The organism is Streptomyces cyaneus (assembly GCF_004028635.1).
Lineage (GTDB): Bacteria > Actinomycetota > Actinomycetes > Streptomycetales > Streptomycetaceae > Streptomyces > Streptomyces cyaneus.
The window spans coordinates 24,553-45,654 of sequence record NZ_RQJW01000021.1 but is presented as its reverse complement, the minus strand read 5'-3'; the positions used below and the strand labels follow the sequence as shown (position 1 = coordinate 45,654).

At 71.2% G+C, this 21,102-nt stretch carries 19 protein-coding genes; 11 read left to right on the top strand and 8 right to left on the bottom strand.

Features of this window, described 5'->3' with window-relative positions; genetic code table 11:
• Nucleotides 1-60: 60 nt before the first annotated feature.
• The 3 genes from EHO50_RS40570 to EHO50_RS40560 form a co-directional block, all read right to left on the bottom strand.
• A complete protein-coding gene (locus EHO50_RS40570; protein ID WP_128436877.1) occupies nucleotides 61-1,692 on the bottom strand; it encodes an urease accessory protein UreH domain-containing protein in 1,632 nt (543 codons plus the stop codon).
• Nucleotides 1,689-3,245, bottom strand: a complete 1,557-nt coding sequence (locus EHO50_RS40565; protein WP_128436876.1) for a tetratricopeptide repeat protein — start codon at nucleotides 3,243-3,245, stop codon at nucleotides 1,689-1,691. Before EHO50_RS40565 ends, EHO50_RS40570 begins: the two co-directional genes overlap by 4 nt.
• A 118-nt stretch (nucleotides 3,246-3,363) precedes the next feature.
• Complete coding sequence (locus EHO50_RS40560; protein ID WP_128436875.1) at nucleotides 3,364-4,899, bottom strand: DUF4331 domain-containing protein; 1,536 nt, start codon at nucleotides 4,897-4,899, stop codon at nucleotides 3,364-3,366.
• 231 nt (nucleotides 4,900-5,130) lie between these two features.
• Here EHO50_RS40560 and EHO50_RS40555 point away from each other — a divergent pair, with 231 nt between their 5' ends.
• The 3 genes from EHO50_RS40555 (at nucleotide 5,131) to EHO50_RS40545 (ending at nucleotide 6,884) form a co-directional block, all read left to right on the top strand.
• Complete coding sequence (locus EHO50_RS40555) at nucleotides 5,131-5,673, top strand: sigma-70 family RNA polymerase sigma factor (RefSeq protein ID WP_128436874.1); 543 nt, start codon at nucleotides 5,131-5,133, stop codon at nucleotides 5,671-5,673.
• A 5-nt stretch (nucleotides 5,674-5,678) separates the two neighbouring features.
• Nucleotides 5,679-6,488 (top strand): anti-sigma factor, encoded by an 810-nt coding sequence (locus EHO50_RS40550; RefSeq protein WP_128436873.1) that lies wholly within the window; start codon nucleotides 5,679-5,681, stop codon nucleotides 6,486-6,488.
• Between the two features lie 126 nt (nucleotides 6,489-6,614).
• A complete protein-coding gene (locus EHO50_RS40545) occupies nucleotides 6,615-6,884 on the top strand; it encodes a hypothetical protein (RefSeq protein WP_128436872.1) in 270 nt (89 codons plus the stop codon).
• Between the two features lie 180 nt (nucleotides 6,885-7,064).
• On the opposite strand, the gene EHO50_RS40540 is transcribed toward EHO50_RS40545, so the two are convergent.
• Together EHO50_RS40540 and EHO50_RS40535 are read right to left on the bottom strand one after the other, a co-directional pair.
• Nucleotides 7,065-7,847, bottom strand: a complete 783-nt coding sequence (locus EHO50_RS40540; RefSeq protein WP_128436871.1) for an ABC transporter permease — start codon at nucleotides 7,845-7,847, stop codon at nucleotides 7,065-7,067.
• Nucleotides 7,844-8,824: an ATP-binding cassette domain-containing protein gene (locus EHO50_RS40535; RefSeq protein WP_128436870.1), complete on the bottom strand. Its 981-nt coding sequence runs from the start codon at nucleotides 8,822-8,824 to the stop codon at nucleotides 7,844-7,846. Before EHO50_RS40535 ends, EHO50_RS40540 begins: the two co-directional genes overlap by 4 nt.
• A 63-nt stretch (nucleotides 8,825-8,887) precedes the next feature.
• On the opposite strand from EHO50_RS40535, the gene EHO50_RS40530 reads away from it, so the two are divergent.
• Nucleotides 8,888-9,601: a TetR/AcrR family transcriptional regulator gene (locus EHO50_RS40530; protein WP_128436869.1), complete on the top strand. Its 714-nt coding sequence runs from the start codon at nucleotides 8,888-8,890 to the stop codon at nucleotides 9,599-9,601.
• On the opposite strand, the gene EHO50_RS40525 is transcribed toward EHO50_RS40530, so the two are convergent.
• The 3 genes from EHO50_RS40525 to hmgA are packed head-to-tail and all read right to left on the bottom strand — an operon-like array spanning nucleotide 9,598 to nucleotide 12,888.
• The gene (locus EHO50_RS40525; RefSeq protein ID WP_128436868.1) at nucleotides 9,598-10,746 is read right to left on the bottom strand and encodes a type ISP restriction/modification enzyme; all 1,149 of its coding nucleotides are present in this window, start codon (nucleotides 10,744-10,746) and stop codon (nucleotides 9,598-9,600) included. The genes EHO50_RS40530 and EHO50_RS40525 overlap by 4 nt on opposite strands.
• A 39-nt stretch (nucleotides 10,747-10,785) precedes the next feature.
• Nucleotides 10,786-11,535, bottom strand: a complete 750-nt coding sequence (locus EHO50_RS40520; protein WP_128436867.1) for a GntR family transcriptional regulator — start codon at nucleotides 11,533-11,535, stop codon at nucleotides 10,786-10,788.
• Nucleotides 11,536-11,562: 27 nt separating this feature from the next.
• On the bottom strand, nucleotides 11,563-12,888 hold the full coding sequence (gene hmgA, locus EHO50_RS40515) for a homogentisate 1,2-dioxygenase (RefSeq protein WP_128436866.1): 1,326 nt from the start codon (nucleotides 12,886-12,888) through the stop codon (nucleotides 11,563-11,565).
• Between the two features lie 160 nt (nucleotides 12,889-13,048).
• Here hmgA and EHO50_RS40510 point away from each other — a divergent pair, with 160 nt between their 5' ends.
• The 7 genes from EHO50_RS40510 to EHO50_RS40480 all read left to right on the top strand — a co-directional run bounded on the left by EHO50_RS40510 (nucleotide 13,049) and on the right by EHO50_RS40480 (nucleotide 21,082).
• A complete protein-coding gene (locus tag EHO50_RS40510; protein ID WP_128436865.1) occupies nucleotides 13,049-13,687 on the top strand; it encodes a hypothetical protein in 639 nt (212 codons plus the stop codon).
• Nucleotides 13,684-14,298 (top strand): TetR/AcrR family transcriptional regulator, encoded by a 615-nt coding sequence (locus tag EHO50_RS40505; protein ID WP_128436864.1) that lies wholly within the window; start codon nucleotides 13,684-13,686, stop codon nucleotides 14,296-14,298. The genes EHO50_RS40510 and EHO50_RS40505 overlap by 4 nt, the downstream gene beginning before the upstream one ends.
• A 209-nt stretch (nucleotides 14,299-14,507) precedes the next feature.
• The gene (locus EHO50_RS40500; protein WP_128436863.1) at nucleotides 14,508-16,760 is read left to right on the top strand and encodes a molybdopterin oxidoreductase family protein; all 2,253 of its coding nucleotides are present in this window, start codon (nucleotides 14,508-14,510) and stop codon (nucleotides 16,758-16,760) included.
• A 134-nt stretch (nucleotides 16,761-16,894) separates the two neighbouring features.
• On the top strand, nucleotides 16,895-18,307 hold the full coding sequence (locus EHO50_RS40495) for a CitMHS family transporter (protein ID WP_128436862.1): 1,413 nt from the start codon (nucleotides 16,895-16,897) through the stop codon (nucleotides 18,305-18,307).
• A gap of 102 nt (nucleotides 18,308-18,409) precedes the next feature.
• Nucleotides 18,410-19,654 carry an MFS transporter gene (locus EHO50_RS40490; protein ID WP_128436861.1) on the top strand — a complete coding sequence of 415 codons (1,245 nt, stop codon included), beginning with the start codon at nucleotides 18,410-18,412 and terminating at the stop codon, nucleotides 19,652-19,654.
• Nucleotides 19,655-19,755: 101 nt separating this feature from the next.
• Nucleotides 19,756-20,415 (top strand): hypothetical protein, encoded by a 660-nt coding sequence (locus tag EHO50_RS40485; protein WP_128436860.1) that lies wholly within the window; start codon nucleotides 19,756-19,758, stop codon nucleotides 20,413-20,415.
• Nucleotides 20,402-21,082, top strand: a complete 681-nt coding sequence (locus tag EHO50_RS40480) for a class F sortase (RefSeq protein WP_128436859.1) — start codon at nucleotides 20,402-20,404, stop codon at nucleotides 21,080-21,082. Before EHO50_RS40485 ends, EHO50_RS40480 begins: the two co-directional genes overlap by 14 nt.
• Nucleotides 21,083-21,102 lie beyond the last annotated feature (20 nt).

Here is a 21,102-nt window from a genome sequence, read left to right as displayed (position 1 = left end):
CGTCCCCCATTCGCATCCGTGTGAAATCTCCACTCCGCACGATTTCTACCCAAAAGTAGCTCAGCCGAGTGCGGATGCCGCCCCCTGGAGAACCAATCCGGCCCCGATCAGTACGACGAGCACCGCGGATCCCAGTGGTGCGGTCCTGCGGACGAAGACCGTCAGGGGGTGGGTCGTCCAGCGGGGCTGCCTGTCCAGCACCCGCGTCACTCCGGTACCCAGCCGCACGACGGCGAACCCGGCCGCGGTGAGGGTGAGCGCGAGCCCCACGCCGTACGCCACGACGAGCAGCAGCCCGAACCACGCCTTCCCGAGCGCCGCCGCGCCGACGAGTACGACGACCGCGGAGGGACTGGGCACGAGCCCGCCGGCGAAGCCGAGGAGGATCGTGCCGCGGAGGGTGGGGGCGGTGGCGTGGGTGTGGGTGAAGCCGCCGTGGGTGTGTTCCACGGCGGAGTGCGGGTGGTCGTGGTGGTGATGGTGGTCGTGAGCGTGAGCGTGAGCGTGAGCGTGGTCGTCGGTGTGGTCGTGGTGGTGACTGGGGGCGTGCGTGTGGCCGTCCGATGCGGAGTGGCTGTGCGCGGCGACCAGAACCGGTACCCGCTCATGGGTGTGGTCGGCTTCGTGTACATGGGTGTGGGCGTGCCCGTGCGCGTGACCCCGGTTCCGCCATGCCCGGCGTACCAGCGTCGCCCCCGCCAGTGTCACCAGGGCGCCGCTCGCGATGCCCAGCCAGGTGATGACCGACGGTGCCGCCGCCGAACCGGCCGTGACCAGGACGCCCAGGGCCACCACGCCCAGGGTGTGAGTGACCGTCACCGAGGCGGCCAGCGGGAGGACGTCCTTCATACGGGCCTTGCCGCCGCGGGCCGCCGCCACCGCGGCCATCAGGGTCTTGCCGTGGCCCGGGGCGAGCGCGTGCATCGCGCCGAGGAAGACCGCGATGACCAGGGCGAGGGCGGCGAAGCCGACGGTGAGGTCCTGGCGGGAGACCAGGCCGTCCAGGGCCCGCGTCCAGCGGTCGGCGCCGCGCGGCAGCACGGAGGAGGTGGCAGCGTCCTGCTCCGCCTCGGCCAGGGCCGGTCCGCCGGGGCGCACGCGCACGGACGCGGTCCTGGTGTCGGCCGGAGAGGAGAGCAACTCGCCGGGGTACTCGGTCAGTTCGCGGGAGACCGACTCCTTCGGCACGTCCGAGGCGGTGAGTGTCGTACGGTCGCCGCGCGCCGTGATCTCCCGCCAGCCGGGGCCGGATTCAGCGCCCGCGCTGCGGAAGCCGAGGGCGACCGTGGCGTCCTCGGGGAGCGGCGCCGTCAGCCGGCACTCCACGCGCAGGGTGTCCAGCCCGGCCTGACCGGGCCGCACGCGCGCGTGGCTGCTGTTCAGCGTCAGAGCGACCGTACGGCCGTCCACGGTGACCTCGCTGCCCCGCGCGGCGTTCTCGCAGCGCTGCCGGGCCCACCCCGCGAGGCCCGCCTTCTCGATCTCCGGCTCGGCCTGCGTCGCCGGGATCTCGGCGAGGTCCTCGACATGGTGGACGCGCAGTTCGCCGGGGGCGGCGACGAGGCCGTCGTAGCGGTTGACGGTGAAGTTGCCGAGGGGGTGCGCGCTCGCGGGAGAAGTGGGGAACAGCGCGAGCGCGCAGGCCGCCGTGAGGACGGCGGCGCAGGAGGCGAACAGTCGACGGGGGGTCACTTGGCCGCCTCCAGGTCCTTGAGCGCCGTACGGGCTTCGCGGGCGCCCAGCGGTGAGAAGCCGGGGTTCAGCTTCAGCGCGGCTCGCAGGTGCTCGCGGGCGTCCTCGGCGTGGCCCGTGGCGCGCTCGATGATCCCGCGGTGATAGAGGAACGCGGCGCTGCGGTAGCCGGTCGCCGTTGCCCTGCGGGCGTAGGGAAGGGCCTCCTCGTCCTTGCCGTTGACGTGCAGCGCCCAGGCGAGGGCGTCCGCCGTGTGCACGGTGCGGCGGCGGTCCCACTCGGCGCGGGCGGCGCGCAGGGCGGAGGCCTTGTCGCCGTGGTCGGCGGCCGCGAGGGCGGTGTCGAGGTCGGCGTTGACGCCGTTGGCACGGGCCAGGGCGGTCCAGGCGTCGACGAGGGCGTACTGGTCGTCGGCCCTGACCTTGTCGCCGGCCGCTTCGTACAGCTCGCCGAGTTCGACGAGCGGGCCGGGCAGGGGATACCGGGAGACGACGTCCGCCAGGCCCTTCGTCGCGGCCTCCCGCTCCCCGCTCGCGGCCTGCGCGCGGGCGCGGCCTTCAAGAGCGGGGACGTAGTTCTCGTCGGCGGCCAGGGCGCGGGCGTAGTGGGTGAGCGCCGTGTCGTAGTCGCCCTGGTTCCAGGCGAGTTGGCCCAGCTGGGTGGCGACATACGCGATGTCGCCGGGCGTGACGGCGGAGGAGAGCGCCTGTTCCAGCACGCGCTCGGCGGTCGTCACGTCGCCGCGCAGCTCGTGCACGTAGGCGTACCGCGTGAAGACCGGGATGCCCGGGCGGCGGTCGTCGGCGGTGTCGGCGGCCTTGGCGGCGTCGGTGTAGCGGCCGAGTTCGACGAGGGCGTCGACGCGGGTGCACAGGGCGCGTTCGCTGTAGGGGTTCACCTTCAGGGCCTGGTCAGCGTACTTCAGGGCGTCCTCGAAGTCGTGCCGGGCCGCGGCGAGGGCGGCGCGGCCGGCGAGGGCCTGGTCGTTGTCGGGTTCCAGGGACAGGGAGCGCTTGAAGGCCTGGTCGGCCTGGGGGTAGCGGGAGGGGTCGCCCTTGGTGCGGGCCTGCTCGACGTAGGCGAGGCCGAGGGTCGACCAGCTGCTGAAGTCCCTCGGCTGGTCACGGAGGTGCGCCTGGAGGGAGGAGATGCCGGTGTCGAGGTCGCCGGTCGCGAGGAGGCCGGGTGACACGGGGACTGACGCGGCGGCGACGCTCTGGCCGGTGTTGTCGCGTGCGGCGCCGAGTGCGATGGAGCCGGCGGTGAGGGCGATGGCCAACAGGGCGGAGCATCCCGCGACATGGAGTGCCCGGCTGCGGCGGGCGGCCGCGGCGACGCGGCGTACGGCGGCGATGCGCTGCGCGCGGGCTTCCTCGCCCCCGCCGCCCCTACCCGTCCCATCCTCAAGGGGCTCCGCCCCTTCGACCCCGTCAGGGGCGCTGTCCCCGGACCCCGCAGAGGGCTGCGCCCCCGGACCCCGCTTCGGCCTGGACGGCCTCGTCCTCAAGCGCCGGACGGGCTGGGGTGCGCTGTCGTTCGTCCGCGGGGCCATGCCCTCTCCTCGATCGGCTCTTCAACAACTCGTTGTCACTGCGGCGGCGCGGCCCGCGCCGTGGGGGATGAGTACTGCGCGGGCCGCGCCAGTTGGGGGGCGGCAGACGACCGACGGCCTAGTACGCCCGGTCCCGCATCCGGCGCCACCACATCAGGGCCCCGCCGATCAGCAGGATCCCCAGCGCGCCGGCGCCGGCCGAACCGGCGATCAGGGTCGTGTCGTCCAGGCCGCCGGAGGCACCCGCCGGCTGGAGTGCGTCGCCGAGCTGGCTGCGGACATCGGTCCCGCCGTCCGTGCCCTTGGCGAGCGGGCCGCGGGAGCCCTCGGTGGGCAGGGCGACGTACGGGAAGGCCTTCTCGAAGTCCTTGTCGTTCTTGTCGACCGCGTCGCCCAAGTCGTTCTTGGCGCCCAGCAGTTCACCCTCGACGACCTGGAGCGAGGCGTCGATCACGTCGTCGGTGAGGCGACGGCCGTTCGGGAAGCCCGCGTTGTCGCCGTCGAGGACACCGAGCCGCTTCGGTTTGGCGGCCGGCTTGATCGAGGTGTTCAGGCGCAGCATCTCCGAAGGCGTCACGTGCGGCGGCTGGTTGAGGTCCTTCACACCCTTGAGGAAGACGTCCACCAGGTCGTTGCGCGGCTCGTCGGGCGCCGGGATCTTGTAGATCGCCTCGATGAGCTTCGGCAGCTCGGGGTTGGTGACGTTCTTCAGGAACTGGGCGTCGTCCCAGGGCGCGGACGCGTTGAACTTGTCCTTGTCCTTGAGAGGGTTCACGACCTCGTTCACCAGCGGGCTGCCCAGGCGCGAGACCTGCTCGTAGTAGCCCTTGGCGTTCTTGCGCTGCGTCGTCGACCAGATGCCGACGATCGGCTGGTCCGCCGACTCGGCGATCATGTGGTTCGGGACCTGCAGGGCTATGGAGTTGACGTTGTAGCCCTTGAGCGTGTCGTTGCCGACCTCGGAGAGGTTCCCGCCGTACAGCAGGTCGAAGACGCGCAGGTCCAGGAAGAACGGGTCGTCGGCCTGCCCGGCGAACGACGTCGCGTCACCCGCGAGCTTGTGGACGGCCTGTTCGCGCAGCTTGGCGTAGTCCGGCATGGACGCCTTGCCCACGTTCGACGGCGCCACCGGTACGTCGTTGGCGACCTTCGTCTTCGACACCAGGTGCTGGTCCTTGAGCTTCAGCAGCTCGACGTCGTACGTCTGCGTGATGTTGAGGTCGGGGTCGTCCAGGCTCTCGACCGGACCGGTGTTGTACAGGAACGTCTTCTTGTTCTTGATGTGCGTGTCGAAGGTGAAGCGGTAGAGCAACTCGCCCTGCGCGTCACCGTTGTTGTCGATGTGGATGTCGTACTGGGCGTCCTCGGCGAACGTGAAGAAGTTCGGGCCGCCGGCCGGCTCCTCGAACGGGATCCAGTTCGCGATGATCGTCGTCGTGTCCGGCTTGTCCGGGCTGACGAACGCGTAGACGTCCGTGTTGTCGTACTGCGGGGTCCCCGAGATCAGCGGGGCCTCCCGGTGGCTGGAGGCGGAGGCCGCCCCCGGTGCCAGCGCGGCGACGCCGGCGGCTGTGAGCCCCCCGGCGGCCAGCGCACCACATACGAGGGTCGCGAGGCCCCTGCGTCCCGCGCCGCTCCTGGAATTAGGTGTCATGCCGTCCGTCCTCAGTGCCAACTTGCCTGACGAACCCGATTCGGAGCCGTCGTCAGGGTGGATTGGTTCGAATCCCAAGCGTTCTTACGGCGGAACTGAAAAGTTGTTTCATCTGTGGGCGACCCGCGTTTTCGGCGCGCTGATCCGTAACCCCATCCGGAGGTGGGTTCGTTGCGAATGCCTCGTGGGACGAGACGGCCGCGCTGCGGTCTGGCTGGAGGGGGAGACGAGTTGGAGGCGGACGAGCTGCTGGTGCTCGTGGCGGGCGGTGACCAGAAGGCGTTCGAGGAGCTGTACGGGCTGGTCTCCGGGCCGGTGTACGGGCTCGTGCGGCGTGTGGTGCGCGACCCCGCCCAGTCCGAGGAGGTGGCCCAGGAAGTGCTGCTCGAACTGTGGCGGTCCGCCACGAAGTTCGACCCGGGCCGGGGCAGTGCCCTGTCCTGGGTCCTCACCCTCGCCCACCGCCGCGCCGTCGACCGGGTGCGCAGCGCCCGCGCGGCCGGCGAGCGTGAGCAGCGCGAGGCACTGCGCGCGAACCACCCGGCCTTCGACCAGGTCGCCGAGGAGGTCGAGGCCGGCCTCGAACGCGAATGGGTGCGCCGCTGCCTGGACCGCCTCACCGCCCTGCAACGCCAGTCCGTCACCCTCGCCTACTACGACGGCTACACCTACCGTGAAGTGGCCGAGCGGCTCTCCCTGCCGCTGGGCACGGTCAAGACCCGTATGCGCGACGGACTCACCCAGCTGCGCAAGTGCCTGGGAGGCGTCGCGTGAGCTTCATGGACCGACTGCTCCGGCGCGCGGACCTGCACTCCCTCGCCGCCCCCTACGCCCTCGACGCCCTGGAACCCGCCGAACGGCTGCGCTTCGAGAAGCACCTCAAGACCTGCGACAGCTGCGCCGCCGAGGTGCGGGCCCTGTCCGAGGACGCCGTCCGCCTCGCCTGGTCGACGGCCGCCCCGGCGCCGGCCGCGATGCGCGACCGGGTCCTGGCCGCCGTACGCACGACTCCGCAGGAGTCCGCCGGGTGGGAGTCGGCACGTGCGCGTGCGCCTCAGCTGCCGCCGCATGTGTGGGGCACCCAGCCGCCGCCACGCAGCCGTGCGGCCAGGTCGCGCCCCTTGCTGGCGCCGTTCGCCACCGCCACGGCCGCTGCGGCCCTCGTCGTCGCCTCGCTCTTCGCCGTCCAGGCCGACAAGACGCAGGATCAGCTGGACGCGCAGCGGGAGCGGGCAAGTGAGATCGCTAACGTTCTGGCCGCGCCCGACGCCCGAGCCGTCGCCGGCGAGGACGCGCAGGGGCGGACAATCGGAGTGGTTGCCTCCGCATCGGAGGGGCGTGCCGTCGTCACTCTGAGCGGATATGGCGAGCTGTCGAGCGGCCGGGTGCACCAGCTCTGGCAGATGCGCCCCGATGCGCAACCGCGCTCCCTTGGGCTCTTCGACGGCGACACGCCCTTGGTCGCGTCCGGTCTCGACAAGTCCGCGACGTCACTGGCTGTGACGGTGGAGCCTGACGGAGGCTCACCGCAACCCACCAGCCAGCCGGTTGTCCAACTCGCCCTGAAATCGGTTGGATTCGGAGAGTAATCAGGGATGGGTTGTCAACACCCTTACGGGGAAGGTGAATCCTGTGACCGCGATACACGCGTGCCCCACCGGGGCGATAGGGTTAACCTGCCCGGGCCGGGTGGACTCGTACGGGTGGGGAGTGACATGGATCAGATAACAGTGCGCAGCAGGGCCAGGGTCCCTGCGATCACCTGCGGGAGCAGCGCGACCAGTTCGCGCCTCGACCGCCATCTCTCGGTGCTGGCGGGTCCCGCCGTGCCACAGACAGAGGCGGCCGAAGCGACCTCGCTGATGCGTGAACTGACCACTCGTGACACCACGACCGCGCGTAGCGACCAGGGTGCGCGGGTTCGCCGCGTCTCGCTCTTCGCCCCGCTGCGTCGGCTGCGCCGTTCGCTGTTCGGCGGTCGCTGAGTCACACCGGCGTTCCCGGCCGAACGTTTTCGAGGGCCCGCGCTCGACATGCCACGCCGTCCCGACGCTGTACTGCGTTGCCGCCGTCCGTCATCCCCACGGCACGCAGCGGCGCCCCGGCGGGCAGGCCGAGCGCGGGTGTAACCCCCCAACCCCCCACTCAGTCTTCCGGCTTCATCGTCACCGCTCGCCGTGTGCGTACCTGCGCACGGCGAGCGGCGCGAACACCGCGATCAGCACGGCGCACCAGGCGAGCGACCCGGCGACGGGATGGGCGACCGGCCAAGCGGCACCGTCCGGTACGGGCGCATTGCCGAAGAGATCCCGCAGGGCCGTGGTGACCGCGCTGATCGGGTTCCACTCGGCGAGCGTGCGCAGCCAGCCCGGCAGGCCGTCGGTCGGAATGTATGCGTTGGACAGCAGCGGCAGGATGAAGGTCGCCCCGCCCAGCTGACCGGCGGCCTCCTCATTGCGCGTCAGCAGCCCCAGGAATATCCCGACCCACGCCATCGCGAACCGGAACAGCAGCAACAGCCCGATCGCGCCTACGGCTTCGAGCGCCGACCCCTCGACACGCCAGCCCACCGCGAGGCCGACCAGCAGGAACGGCACGGTCCCGGCGGCCGTAACGATCAGATCCGCGGCCGCCTGCCCCAGCGGCACGGCGGCGCGGCTCATGGGCAGCGTCCGGAAACGGTCCATCACGCCGCGGTGGGTGTCCTGGGCGGCCTGGAACATGCCGGTCATGAGCCCGTTGGCCGCGGTCGCCACCAGCAGGCCGGGGACCAGGAAGGACCGGTACTGCGCGCCGGGCATCGCCAGCGCGCTGCCGAGGACATAGCCGAAGAACAGCAACATGGTGATCGGCATGGTCTGGGTCAGGATCAGCAGCCCCGGGTTGTTCCGGATCCGCCGCAGCTGCCGGCCCAGCATCGCGCCGCCGTCGTACGCCAGGGTGCTCATGCGGCACGCTCCTCTTCCTGGGCCCCCTGGACTTCCTGGGCTTCCTGGGCTTCCTGGGTGAGTCGTAGGAACACATCGTCGAGAGTCGGTGGTTTGAGGCTCGCGTCGAGCAACGGCACGCCCGCCGCGTCGAGTTCACGCACCAGACGCGGGAGCGTGAGCGTGCTGTCACGGGTCACCGCGGTGACGGCGCGCCTGTCGTGGTCGAACGACGGCTCGGTGCCGGTGAGTTGATCCAGTACGGCCGCCGCCTTCACCATCACGTCGGCCTCGGTGACGACGACTTCGACATGCGCGCCGATCAGCGCCTTGAACTGGGCCGGTGAGCCCGTGTGCGCGACCCGGCCGCGGTCCACGAGGGCGATGTCGTCGGCGAGTCGGTCGGCCTCCTCCAGGTACTGCGTGGTCAGCAGTACGGTCGTGCCGTCGGCGGTCAGCTCGCGCACCGCGTCCCAGATCTGGTTGCGGCTGGCGGGGTCGAGCCCGGTGGTCGGCTCGTCGAGGAACAGGACGTCCGGGCGGCGCACGAGACTCGCCGCCAGGTCCAGGCGGCGCCGCATCCCGCCGGAGTACGTGGACACCGCCCGGTCGGCCGCCTCGGCCAGCCCGAAGCGGTCCAGGAGCTCGTCGGCCCGCCCGGCCGGCCCGCGCACCCGGTGCAGCCGGGCGAACAGCCGGAGGTTCTGGCGGCCGGTGAGGTCCCCGTCGACCGACGCGTACTGCCCGGTGACGCCGATCCGGCGCCGTACCGCCGCCGCCTCCCGCACCAGGTCGTGCCCGGCTATGCGCGCCGAGCCCGCGTCCGGCCGCAGCAGCGTCGTCAGCAGGCGTACGGCCGTGGTCTTGCCCGCGCCGTTCGGCCCGAGGACCCCGCAGATCGTCCCCTCCGCGACCGCGAGGTCCAGTCCACGCAGGGCGTGGACCTCGCCGAACCGCCTCTCCAGACCTTCACTAAGTACAGCGTACGTAGAAGTCATGGCTCGACCATAGCGCACTACGTACGGTGTACGTAACTAGGATGGTGGTCGAGGTGATGATCGATGGCGGGCAAGGCGGCTGAACCCGGAGTGATCTGGGCCCGGCCTGAGCGGACCGGGCGGGGGCCGAGACCGGCGTACACCCGTGCCGACATCGCGGCGGCGGCGGTGCGGATCGCCGACGCCGAGGGGCTGGACGCGGTGTCGATGCGGCGGGTGGCCGGCGAGCTCGGGTGCGGCACGATGTCGCTGTACAACTACGTCCCCCGCAAGGAGGACCTGTACGAGCTGATGGTCGACGCGGTCAGCGCGGAGCACGAGCTGTGGGGGCCGGCCGGGGACTGGCGGGCGGACATGCGCCGCGTCGCCCAGCAGACCCGGGCGCTGATGCACCGGCACCCGTGGCTGACCCGGCTGATGTCACCGGTCTACGGCTTCAGCCCGAACGCCCTGCGCTACCTGGAGCACTGTCTGACCTGCCTGGATCCGCTTCAGGCGCCCTACGGCATGAAGATGCAGCTCGTCGGGATGCTGAACGGCTGTGTGACGTCGTACGTCGCCACCGAACTGGCCGGCGCCGAGCGGACGCGGTCGCTGCCGTGGTCGCAGGAGCAGGAGAACGCGGTCCGGATCGCCTATTTCGGGAGTCAGGTGGCCACGGGGGCCTATCCGAGGCTGGCCGCGGCGTTCACCGAGGACCCGGGGCCGATCGATCTCGAGGGGGCCTTCGAGTTGATGCTGAACCGGATGCTGGACGCCTTCGAGCCCAGGGACTAGAGCAACGCGAACTGACCCTCCGGGCCTTCCTCGTGGTGGTCCAGGACCGATGCCGGGCGGCGTGCCGCTTCCGGCACCGGGAGCACGCCCGCCTTCCTCAACTCCGCCGTCGTGATCGGAGCCGTCACCTTCAACTCCTCGCGCTGCGGACCCAGTTCGGCGAGCAGCGCCAGGATCGTGATCAGCTCCAGGAGCTCCGACGTCCAGGTCTGCGGCCAGGTCGGCGGGCGGATCGCCGCCAGCGTGCCGGGTTCCGGCTCGGCGGTGCGGGCCGTGAACCACTCCTGAAGGACCCGCACCCCGCTCACCTCGAAGTCCCAGGCCTGAGGGGGCACGGGGGAGATGCGGCCGTCGTCGAGGTGGAGGGCCTCCTCGTCGCGGTCGTAGTGGAGAGTCAGCGGGCGGGCCGGGAGGGGGGCGCGCACGTACGGGCGGCGGCCGCCGGGCAGCTTCGGGCGGTCGCCGTGGCGGCGCATGAGCCACAGCAGGCGGTGGCCCAACTCGACGCCGCGCGACCAGAGTTCGGGGTCGTCCGTGAGCGGGACGGTGAGGTCGGGGCGGGCGGCCGCCAGGATCCAGGCCAGGGCGTCGACCGGGGCGGGGGAGTGGCCGAGCCGGGACGTGAGGTGCTTCAGCAGACCCGGGGCCAGATTGGGTTCCTCGCCGCCGGGGCGGCGGTAGAGGGGGTGGATGCGGCCCGGGCGGAGCAGTGGGAGCAGCGAGGTCGCCAGCAAGGGAGAGTCGGGCGTCTGCAGGACGAAGACCTGGTGCTCGTCCGCCACCCGCCACAGCTCGGGGCGGGCCGCGTCGATCAGGCGGTGGTCGGGGATCAGCCACTGCTCGTCGAACGGGGCGGGCAGCACGCGTACCGGCTCGGCACACGGGCCCGTCGCGCGGACCAGCTTCTCCGTGCCGGTGGACTGGCCCGGCAGCTGTCCGACCGCCGAGTGCAGCGTGCGCGAGCGCGTCGGCTCCAGCAGGGCCTCCCGGTCCGGGCCCTCGGCCTTCACAAAGGCGTCCCAGCGGGCCTTCAGGGACGCCGCGTCGGGTCCCGTCGGCCACCCCCGGCCGAGCCGCGGCGGTGCGACGGACCACGGCATGAGGTCCGCCAGCAGCGGAGCGTCGTCGTGCGTCACGCTGGGCATCGTACGACGTGTCGCCGACAGGCATCGGGGTCACATGGGTCAGGTGGCATCGAGGGTCACCGTGAAGGAGAAGCGGTCGCCCCGGTAGTGGATGACCGCCGCGTCCAGCACCCGGCCGCCCGTGTCGTACGTCACGCCCGTGTAGTGCAGGATCGGGCTCAGCAGCGGGACTTGGAGCAACCGCGCCGTCTCCGGGTCCGCGAGGCGTGCCTCCACCGTGTCCGTGATGCGGCTGATGTCCGCTCCGACGACGTCCCGCAGCACCTTGGTCATCGGCCAGCGCGCCAGGTCGTCCAGGTCGATACGCGCGGCCAGTTCGGGACGGACGTAGTTGCGGGCGTGGTTGGTCGGCTCGCCGGTCTTCTCGTCGCTGCGCAGGCGGTGGTACGTCGCCACCTCGTCGACGTCCGGGAAGTGCTCGGCGAGTTCGGCCGGCACCGGCGCCTTGCCGTGGTCCAGCAGCTCGGTCGTCATGCCGGACTGCTGGGCCACGATCGCGTCCACCGAGCCGAGCAGCCGCACGGGGGTGCCCCGGCGGACGTCCGGCTCGATGAAGGTGCCGCGTCTGCGGTGGCGGGTGATCAGGCCCTCGTCCTCCAGCTCCTTCAGCGCCTGCCGCATGGTCAGCACGCTCACGCCGTAGTGCTCGGCCAACTGCTCCTCGGTGGGCAGCCGCAGCGGGTCCTGGGGCCGGCGGCCCAGTATCGAGGCGCGCAGCGACTGCGACACCTGGTACCAGAGCGGCAGCTTGCGGTTCAGGACGATCGAGTCCGGGGCGAAGGAGGTCACGGGCCCATCCGTACCGGTCGGGGATCTCTACTGCAAGGGGCGGAAGTGGCGCTCCAGGCCCTGCCAGACGTCGTCGTAGCGCTGTTGCAGGTGCTCCGCGCCTGCCGCCTGCGGGGTGAGCGTCACCGGCCAGCGGGTCTCGAACATGAACGCAAGGCCGTCATCGATCTTCTGCGGCTTCAGCTCGGCGGCGCTCGCCTTGTCGAACGTCTCCTGGTCCGGGCCGTGCGCCGACATCATGTTGTGCAGCGAACCACCGCCCGGCACAAAGCCCCCAGGACCGGCGGTCTTCGCGTCGTAGGCGCCCTCGATGAGGCCCATGTACTCGCTCATCACGTTCCGGTGGAAGTACGGCGGCCGGAAGGTGTCCTCACCCACCAGCCAGCGCGGCGCGAAGACCACGAAGTCGACGCCGGCCAGGCCCGGGGTGTCCGACGGGGACGTCAGCACCGTGAAGATCGACGGGTCGGGATGGTCGTACGAGATGGTGCCGATCACATTGAAACGGCGCAGGTCATAGACGTACGGCACATGGTTGCCGTGCCAGGCGACCACGTCGAGGGGGGAGTGGTCGTAGGTGGCCGTCCAGAGGTTGCCGCAGAACTTGTTCACCACCTCCACCGGGCCCTCGGTGTCCTCGTAAGCGGCGACCGGCGCCTGGAAGTCGCGGGCGTTCGCCAGGCCGTTGGCGCCGATCGGGCCGAGGTCGGGGAGGTGGAAGGGCGCCCCATAGTTCTCGCACACATAACCGCGCGCTGAGGCATCCAACAGCTCCACACGGAAGCGCACCCCACGTGGAACCAGCGCCACATGTCCCGGCTCCACATGCAGCAGCCCGAATTCCGTGCGCAGCAGCAGTCCGCCGAGCTCCGGCACGATCAGCAGCTCGCCGTCGGCGTCGCTGAAGACGCGGTCCATGGAGGAGTCGGCGTGATACAGGTGCACGGCCATGCCGGTGCGCTGGGTCGCGTCGCCGTTGCCGCCCAGGGTCCACAGGCCGGCCAGGAAGTCGGTGCCGGGTGCGGGCTCGGGCAGGGGGTTCCAGCGCAGACGGTTCGGGTCCGGCACGGACTGAGTGAAGGGGGCCGTACGGATCGCGCCGTTGTCCGTGCGGGTGAACGCCGGGTGCGCGGCCGACGGGCGGATGCGGTACAGCCACGAGCGGCGGTTGTGGGCCCTCGGCTCGGTGAAGGCCGAACCGCTCAGCTGCTCGGCGTAGAGGCCGAGCGGGGCGCGCTGTGGTGAGTTGCGGCCCTCGGGAAGGGCGCCGGGCACCGCCTCCGAGCTGTGCTCGTTGCCGAAACCGGAAAGGTAGGTCAGCCCTTCCGCGGTCTTCCGTGCATCCCCGCTCATGATCGCTCCCTTGAGATCTGATTCCTATGCTTCACCGTAGGATTGCGGTTTCGTGAGCGCAAGAGTTCCGCTGATCCTCCTCTGGAAGTACGACGAGAACCGGACCCCGACCAGACTTCAGGGGGATCCGGCTGTCGGAGGGGTGTTCTAGTCTCCCGGCATGTCGTGGACACGGAGGCTGCTCGCCGTGCCCGCGGTCTGTGTCCTGCTGCTGACCGGATCCGTGGGCTGCGGCTCCAGTGATGCCCGGAATCAGGGGGAGAGCGGCGCGTCGCCCTCCCCGGTGGGCAAGGTCCTCGACGACACCGACGACGGCGGGCGGCACTACCGCGAGGTGGACGAGGACGACGCGCCCGAGGTCGGCATCGAGGTCCAGCCGGACCCGGACGAGGGCGCCTGGGACGTGCGGCTGACCCTTCGCCACTTCCGCTTCTCGCCCGCCGGTACGAAGGCGCAGGCGGTGGCCGGTCGCGGGCTCGCGTATCTCTATGTGGACGGCCGTCTCATCGCCAGGCTCCGCACCCCCGAGTGCCGCCTCGCGGCCGACCTCGTCCCGCGCGGTACGCACAAGGTCACCGTCCGCCTGTACGCCGACGACGGCACGGTGTGGGCGGTGGACGGCGACCCCGTCGAGCGCACCGCCGACATCACGGCGTCGGAGGCGGAGGCGACCGTGCTGCCGACGTCGACCCCCTCCACCACGGCGTCGACCGAGGCGGGCTCGGCACTGAGTGCGCCGGGCACCCGGCTCCGTACAGGGGGTCGAGGTTCACCGGACCGAGGCGGAAAGGCATCATGAAGACCGTGCCCCACCCAGAAACGCTTCGCCGGGCGCCTGTGCAGCGGCGCAGCGCCGAACGGCTCACCAGGATCCTGGACGCCTGTGCCGACCTCCTCGACGAGGTCGGCTACGACGACCTGAGCACGCGGGCCGTCGCCCAGCGCGCCGGCGTTCCCATCGGCTCGGTCTACCGCTTCTTCGGCAACAAACGCCAGATGGCCGACGCCCTCGCCCAGCGCAACCTCGAGCGCTACACCGCCCGCATCACCGAGCGCCTGAAGGGGGCCGGTGACGGCGGCTGGCGGGTGGCCATGGACGCCGTGCTCGACGAGTACATCGCCATGAAGCGCACCGCGCCCGGCTTCTCCCTCGTCGACTTCGGCAACCAGATCCCGGTCGGCACCCGCAGCGAACCCAACCACCGCGTCGCCGACCGCCTCACCGAACTGCTCTCCGGCTACCTCGACCGCGAACCGGACGAGGACCTGCGCCGCATCTTCCTCATCGCGGTCGAGACCGCCGACACCCTGGTCCACCTCGCCTTCCGGGTGGCGCCGGAGGGTGACGAGCGCGTCATCGAGGAGGCTCGGGAGATGCTGCGGGCGTATCTGGCGCGGGTGCTGGACTGACGCGGGTACCGGACGGTGCTGGATTGACGCGGGTGCCCGCGTTGCCGGACTGACGCGGGTACCCGGCGGAGAGGTCCGGTCGCGACCTCCGGGCCGCCGGTGCGCGAATTTCCGACCTCGTCCCCGCCGGGGACTCCCCTCCATGCATACCGGTCGGTATGCTCGGCCTGAGTCCATGCGTCACCGCTGCCGCCACCCCGGGAGGACCCGTGTCCCGCACCGCACTGCGCATCTGCCCCCTGTGCGAGGCCACCTGCGGCCTGACGCTCACCATCGAGGGGACGAAGGTCACCGGTGCCCGCGGTGACCGCGACGACGTGTTCAGCAAGGGGTTCATCTGCCCCAAGGGCGCCTCCTTCGGTGCCGTCGACGGCGACCCCGACCGGCTGCGCACCCCGCTCGTGCGCAAGGACGGCGAGTTGCGCGAGGCCACCTGGGAGGAGGCCTTCGACGCGGTCGCCGCCGGTATCCGCCCGGTCGTCGAACGGTACGGCCCGAACTCGGTGGGCATCGTGCTCGGCAACCCCAACGTGCACACCATGGCCGGCGCCCTCTACCCGACGGTCCTGCTCGCCGGCCTGCGCACCCGCAGCCTGTTCACCGCGTCCACGGTCGACCAGATGCCCAAGCACGTCTCCAGCGGCCTGCTCTACGGCGACGCCAACGCGATCCCGGTACCGGACCTGGACCACACCGACCATCTGCTCCTCATCGGCGCCAACCCGCTGGAGTCCAACGGCAGCCTGTGCACCGCCCCCGACTTCCCCGGCAAGCTGAAGGCCCTCAAGGCCCGCGGCGGCACCCTCACCGTCATCGACCCGCGCCGCACCCGCACCGCCAAACTCGCCGACCGGCACATCGCGATCCGGCCCGGGACGGATGCCTTGCTCCTCGCGGCGATGGCCTACGCGCTCTTCGAGGAGGGGCTCGCCGATCCGCGGGAGCTGACCCCGCACCTCCAGGGGCTCGACGAACTCCGGGACGCCGTACGGGACTTCACCCCCGAAGCCGTCGCCGGCGCCTGCGACGTGGACGCCGGCACGATCCGCACCCTCGCCCGCGAACTCGCCGCCGCCCCCACCGCCGCCGTCTACGGGCGCATCGGCAGCTGCACCGTCCCGCACGGCACGCTGGCCAGCTGGCTGGTCGACGTACTGAACATCCTCACCGGCAACCTGGACCGCCCCGGCGGCGCCCTCTTCCCGCAGGCAGCCACCGACAAGACGCCGCGCCCCGCCGGACCCGGCCACGGCTTCGCGCTCGGGCGCTGGCGCTCCCGGGTCGGGCAACACCCCGAGGCGAAGGGTGAGTTGCCGCTCTCCGCACTGGCCGAGGAGATCGACACCGCAACGACCGAGGGCGAGCCGATCCGGGCCGTCATCTCCATCGCCGCCAACCCCGTCCTGTCGGCGCCCGACGGCGACCGCCTCGACAAGGCCCTCGGCTCGCTCGACTTCATGGTCAGCGTCGACCCGTACCTCAACGAGACCTCGCGCCACGCGGACGTCGTGCTGCCGCCGCCCCCGCCCTCGCAGAGCCCGCACCACGACTTCGCCTTCAACACCCTCGCCGTGCGCAACCAGGTCCGCTACACCCGCCCCGCGGTCCCGCTGGAGCCGGGCAGGATGCCCGAGACCGAGATCCTGGCCCGGCTCATCCTGGCCGCCACGGGCATGCACGGCGCGGACCCGTCCGCCGTCGACGCGATGGTCATCGACCAGACCCTCGGCAAGGCGGTGAAGGAGCCGCACTCACCCGTGCACGGCCGGGACCCGCGCGAACTCGCCGCTCGGCTCGACGGCGTCAACGGCCCCGAGCGGCGACTCGACCTGATGCTGCGCCTCGGCCCGTACGGCGACGGCTTCGGCGTACGACCGGACGGGCTGACCCTTCAGAAGCTGCTCGCCCATCCGCACGGCATCGACCTCGGACCGCTCGCATCCCGGCTGCCGCAGCCGCTGAAGACCGTCAGCGGCAAGGTCGAGCTGCTGCCGCAGCCCATCGCCGACGACCTGCCCCGCCTCCGTGAGGCGCTGCGGGACCGCCCCGACGGGCTGGTCCTGGTGGGCCGCCGCCATCTGCGCTCCAACAACAGCTGGATGCACAACGTGCCCGCCCTCACCGGCGGCACCAACCGCTGCACCCTGCACATCCACCCCGAGGACGCCGAACGGCTCGGCGTACGGGACGGGGCGGCCGTACGCCTCAAGGGCGCCGGGGGAGAGGTGACCGCCCCCGCCGAGGTCACCGACGGCGTGCGCCCGGGCGTGGTGAGCCTGCCGCACGGCTGGGGGCACGACCGCCCCGGCACCCGCCTCAGCCACGCCGCCGCCGACCCCGGCGTCAACGTCAACCAGCTCCTCGACGGCAGCCTGCTCGACCCGCTGTCGGGCAACGCGGTGCTCAACGGGGTGCCGGTCGAAGTGGTCCCGGTGGCCGAAAAGATCACGGCTCTGACCTGAGCAAAGCTCTGACCTGGAGTTTTGCGCTTATTGCTCGCATGTCAACGTCTTGTTAACGCTGTTTGAAGAGACCTAACGTCGTCCCACCGCCGGCCCTGGTGGGTCGTTCAAGGGCGAACGTTAGGTATCCACTCATGCTGACCATCCTTGGCTTCGCCATGATCGCGACCTTCCTGGTCCTGATCATGATGAAGAAGATGTCGCCGATCGCGGCGCTCGTGCTGATTCCGGCACTGTTCTGCGTCTTCGTCGGAAAGGGCGCCAAGCTCGGTGACTACGTCATCGACGGCGTCACCAGCCTCGCCCCCACCGCGGCGATGCTCATGTTCGCGATCGTCTACTTCGGTGTGATGATCGATGTCGGCCTCTTCGACCCGATCGTTCGGGGGATCCTGAAGTTCGCCAAGGCCGACCCGATGCGGATCGTCGTCGGTACGGCGATCCTCGCCTCGATCGTCTCGCTCGACGGCGACGGCTCGACCACCTTCATGATCACGGTCTCGGCGATGTACCCGCTGTACAAGCGCCTGAAGATGAGCCTGGTCGTGATGACCGGTGTCGCCGCCATGGCCAACGGCGTGATGAACACCCTGCCGTGGGGCGGCCCGACCGCCCGCGCCGCCACCGCACTCAAGCTCGACGCCAGCGACATCTTCGTCCCGATGATCCCGGCCCTCGCCGTCGGCCTGCTGGGCGTCTTCGTCCTCTCGTACTTCCTCGGCCTGCGCGAGCGTAAGCGCCTGGGCGTGCTGACGCTGGACGAGGTCCTGGTGGAGGAGAAGGTCGAGGAGAAGGAGTCCGAGACGGTCCTCGTGGGTGCCGGCGGCTCCGGTGACTCGAAGACCCCCGCGGCCTCCGGCGGCGCCGGCTCCGGCACCGACGCCGAGGACGACGAGGAGGAGCGCTTCACGGTCCTCGACCCCAACCGCGCCACCCTGCGCCCCAAGCTGTACTGGTTCAACGCGCTGGTCACGGCCACCCTGCTCACCGCCATGATCATGGAGTGGCTGCCGATTCCGGTGCTGTTCATCCTCGGCGCCGCGCTCGTGCTCACCGTGAACTTCCCGCACATCCCGGACCAGAAGGCCCGCCTCGCCGCCCACGCCGACAACGTCCTGAACGTCTCCGGCATGGTCTTCGCCGCCGCCGTCTTCACCGGCGTCCTTCAGGGCACCGGCATGGTCGACCACATGGCCCGCTGGATGGTCGACGTCATCCCCGAGGGCATGGGCCCGCACATGGCCCTGGTCACCGGTCTGCTGAGCCTTCCGCTCACCTACTTCATGTCGAACGACGGCTTCTACTTCGGCGTCCTCCCGGTCCTCGCCGAGGCCGGCGCGGCCCACGGTGTCTCCCCGCTGGAGATGGCCCGTGCCTCCCTGGTCGGCCAGCCGCTGCACATGTCGAGCCCGCTCGTCCCGGCCGTGTACGTCCTGGTCGGCATGGCCAAGGTGGAGTTCGGCGACCACACCAAGTTCGTGGTGAAGTGGGCGGCGCTCACCTGCCTGATCATCCTCGCGGCGGGCATGCTCTTCGGCATCATCTGAACCGCCTGAACCAAACGAACGATCTGATTCAACCAACCATCTGATTCAACCAACCGTCTGAATCAACCTGGTCCGCAAGTACCTTTCCAGGAGGACCCGTTCATGGCGCCCGGTGGGAATCGCGGCTGGCTGCTCCGCCTCGTCATCGCCTTCAGCTTCGCGCAGGGGGCGGTGTCGATGGCCCGGCCCGCCGTCTCCTACCGGGCGCTGGCGTTGGGCGCGGACGAGCGGGCGATCGGTGTGATCGCGGGTGTGTACGCCCTGCTTCCGTTGTTCGCGGCCGTCCCGCTGGGCCGCCGCACCGACCACGGCCGCTGTGCGCCGCTGCTGCCCGTCGGTGTGGTCCTCATATCCGGCGGCTGCGCGATGAGCGGCCTCGCGAACTCCCTCTGGGCTATGGCCGTCTGGAGCGGTGTGATGGGCCTCGGCCACCTCTGCTTCGTCATCGGCGCCCAGTCGCTCGTCGCCCGCCAGTCCGCCCCGCACGAACAGGACCGCAACTTCGGTCACTTCACCATCGGTGCCTCCCTCGGCCAGCTGGTCGGGCCGATCGCCGCGGGCGCGCTGATCGGCGGCCGGGACATGGCGGGCACCAGCGCCCTCGCCCTGCTGGTGGCGGGCGCGGGCGGCGCGGTCGCGTTCACCTCGCTGTGGCGCATAGAGAGCCGTACGACGGCCAAGTCCCGCAAGGAGCAAGGCGAACGGGTCCCCGTGCAGCGCATCCTGCGGACCCGAGGCGTGCCCGCCGGTATCTTCATCAGCCTGGCCGTGCTGTCCGCGACCGACATCCTCACCGCCTACCTCCCGGTGGTCGGCGAGCACCGGGGCATCGCCCCGTCCGTGATCGGCCTGCTGCTGAGCCTGCGCGCGGCGGCCACCATCGCGTGCCGTCTGGTCCTGACGCCCCTGCTGCGGCTGCTCGGCCGGACCCTGCTGCTGACCGTGACCTGTCTGCTGGCGGCCCTGCTGTGCGCCGGGATCGCGCTGCCGGTGCCGGTGTGGGCACTGGCGCTGATGCTGGCGGTGCTGGGCTTCTGCCTGGGCGTCGGCCAGCCGCTGTCCATGACGACGGTCGTCCAGGCGGCCCCCGAGGGCGCCCGCTCCACCGCCCTCGCCCTGCGGCTGACCGGCAACCGCCTGGGCCAGGTGGCCGCGCCGGCGTCGGCCGGTCTGGTCGCCGGCGTAGCGGGTGTGGCTGCGCCGTTCGTGATGCTGGGGGCGCTGTTGCTGCTGTCGGCGGGCATTGCGCTGCGGGCGCCGGGGCGGCCCGAGGGGCCCGAAGGGTCCGGAACGGACGCGCGGGAGCGGCCGAAGCGTTCCGGATTCCGCCGGACGAGTGGTATCTGACGACGCGCCGGGCGTAGTGCGGCGAGTCGCCGTGCACGTGAAGGAGAGTCAGGCGAAAGAGCGATTTGTATGAAAATCGTCTGAATCCGAGGAGCGTGTTCATGCCCACCCTGACACCCTCACGAACCTTCCGCGCCCGCGCGGGCGCCACAGTCGTCCTCACCGCCCTCGCCGCGGCGGGCGCGTCGTGGGTGGCGGCGCCGACCGCGTCGGCCCAAGGGGAGAACGGCGACATCAGGATCCACCGCGAGGGAGTGCCGTACGGGGTCTCGAAGGACGACCCCGTGGTCTGCCGGTTCTACCTCGACGCGGTCAACTTCGACATCCTCGCCTCGATCGCGTACACCATCACGCCCCAGCCTCCGCTGCCCACCGCCGCCACCGTCACCGGCACCATCGCGCTGGCAGGGGGTGCCGGTCACACCGATGTGCTGGGGCTGGCGGACGGGCAGTACAAGATCACCTGGGTCGTGACGGGCCACCCGCCGAAGGAGAAGGTCTTCCGCGTCAGGTGCCACGACGACCGGCACAACGGGGCACACGGTCCGCGCGGGCACATCGAGGACCACGGCAACAACGAAGGATGGGGGCGTGGCGACCACGACGGCCCGAGGGGCGGTGTGCACGCGGGCGGTGGCGGCCTCGTCGACACCGCGGCCGCGTACGCACCGGTGACGGCCGCGGCCGCCGTGGGCCTGGTCGCCGTCGGCGGCACCGCGTACGTCCGCAGGACCCGCCGGCGGCCCGATGGTGCCGCGTAGGCGCAGACGCAGGCCCTGGCACCGGACCCGCGCCTACCGCCTTGCCAGGACGGCCATGCTCACGGTCGTCCTGGTACTGGTGGTGGTGCGGTGCGACGGACATGGCACGCCGACCGCGCCGGAAGGATCCCACGGCTCCGGCAACCTGGCGGCCGCAGGCCCGGCCCACGCCGCCTCCCCGGCCGAGCCGACGCGCCCACCCCGCCCGCTGCCACGCTCCCGGCCGACGACCGTCCGCATCCCGAGCCTGGGCATCGACGCCCCGATCACGGGCCTCGGGCTCGACGGGAACCGGGAGTTGGAGACGCCGCCCATCGACAAACCGAACATCGTCGGCTGGTACGAGGGCGGCCCCACACCCGGCGAGCCCGGCACCGCCATCGCGGTCGGCCACCGGGACACCACGACCGGCGCCGCCGTGTTCGCCGGACTCGCCTCGGTCAAGCGCGGCAAGCAGATCGAGGCGCGGCGCGCGGACGGCCGTACCGCCGTCTACACCGTGGACCGGGTGAAGGTCTACGACAAGGCGGGCTTCCCCGACAAGGAGGTCTACGGCCCGACCCGGCGCCCGGAACTGCGCGTGATCACCTGCGGTGGCCTGTTCAGCCGACGCACGGGTTACACGAGCAACGTGGTGGTCTTCGCCCACCTGACCGCCACGAAATGACCGGACCCTTCCCCGGCCGG